The following is a 1,386-nucleotide window of genomic DNA, read 5'->3' as shown; positions in this document are numbered from 1 at the left end:
TTCATCGGAAACTCCTTGCGTGGAAACCCGGGCCTTCAGGCCGGGGAGGAGACGCATCCTTGGCCCGGAGTCGCGAAGCGGCGGAGCTCGCTGTGTTGTCAGTGGTGGCCGTTAGGTTGATCGCATGCATCTGCGGTACTCCTTCCGGATCGAGCCGACGCCGGGTCAGCGTGTTGCGCTGGCCCGTACGTTCGGCTGCGCCCGGGTGGTCTACAACGATGCGCTCGCCGTCCGTAAGGCGGCGTGGAAGGCGGACCGGTCGAAAGTCCCGACCGGGGCTTTGGCCCGCCGGGTGATCACGGAGGCGAAGCAGACTTCGGAGCGGGCGTGGCTTGGCGAGGTGTCCGTGGACGCGTTGCAGTCCTCTCTTCGGGATCTGGATGCCGCGTACAGGAACTTCTTTGACTCGGTGTCGGGCAAACGCGGTGGGCGGCGGATGGGCCTGCCGGTGTTCAAGAGGAAGTCCGACAACCGGCAGTCGGTCCGCTTCTCGAAGAACGGGTTCCGGCTGCGGGACAACGGCCGGCTGAACCTGGCGAAGATCGGTGACGTCCGGGTCCGCTGGTCCCGCCCCCTGCCGTCCGCACCCTCCAGCGTGACCGTGATCAAGGACTCCTCCGGCCGGTACTTCGCCTCCTTCGTGGTCGCCGTCGACCCCAAGCCGCTGGAGCCGGTGACGGCCGAGGTCGGTATCGACCTGGGCCTGACCCACTACGCCGTCGCCTCCGACGGGAAGGTGATCGACAACCCGCGGTTCCTGCGCCGGGCCGAGCGCCGACTGCGCAAGGCGCAGCAGGTCCTGAGCCGGAAGGTGAAGGGATCTGCGAACCGGGCCAAGGCCCGCATCCGCGTGGCCCGCGCACACACCAAGGTGGCGGACGCACGGCGGGACTGGGCACACCAGCAGACGTCGAGGCTGGTCCGCGAGAACCAAGCGGTCTACCTCGAAGACCTGGCCGTGTCCGGCCTCGCCCGCACCCGCCTGGCCAAGTCCGTCCACGACGCGGCATGGGGGATGTTCCGCCGTCTCCTGGAGGAGAAGGCCGCCCGTGCCGGACGGCATGTCGGGGTGGTGTCGCGGTGGCTGCCGTCGTCCCAGACCTGTTCGGTGTGCTGGGTCGTGGACGGCAACAAGCCGCTGCACGTGCGCACCTGGCGGTGCGGCGGCTGCGGTACCGAGCATGATCGTGACCTCAATGCGTCGCGTGTGATCCTCGCCGCCGGGCAGGCGGAGAGGCTAAACGCCCCTGGAGGGCCGGTCAGCCCTGGAGTGGAAATCCCACGCCAGGCACGGCCCGCTGAACGGGGAACCCACCCGAAGCCCCAGCCGGTACCCACCGGCCGGCAGACGGGAATCCTCGCCCTTTAGGGCGGGGAGGATGTCAA

1 protein-coding gene is annotated in these 1,386 nt (G+C 68.8%); it reads left to right on the top strand.

Annotated elements, in window-relative coordinates; all coding sequences use genetic code 11:
• The first annotated feature begins 124 nt into the window (after positions 1–124).
• Positions 125–1,369 (top strand): RNA-guided endonuclease InsQ/TnpB family protein, encoded by a 1,245-nt coding sequence (locus tag ACWCXB_RS36560; RefSeq protein ID WP_450728814.1) that lies wholly within the window; start codon positions 125–127, stop codon positions 1,367–1,369.
• Positions 1,370–1,386 lie beyond the last annotated feature (17 nt).

It is taken from the genome of Streptomyces sp. NPDC001514, from assembly GCF_053597075.1.
Note: the sequence above shows the minus strand (reverse complement) of the source record. Positions and strands in the feature narration are given on the sequence as shown.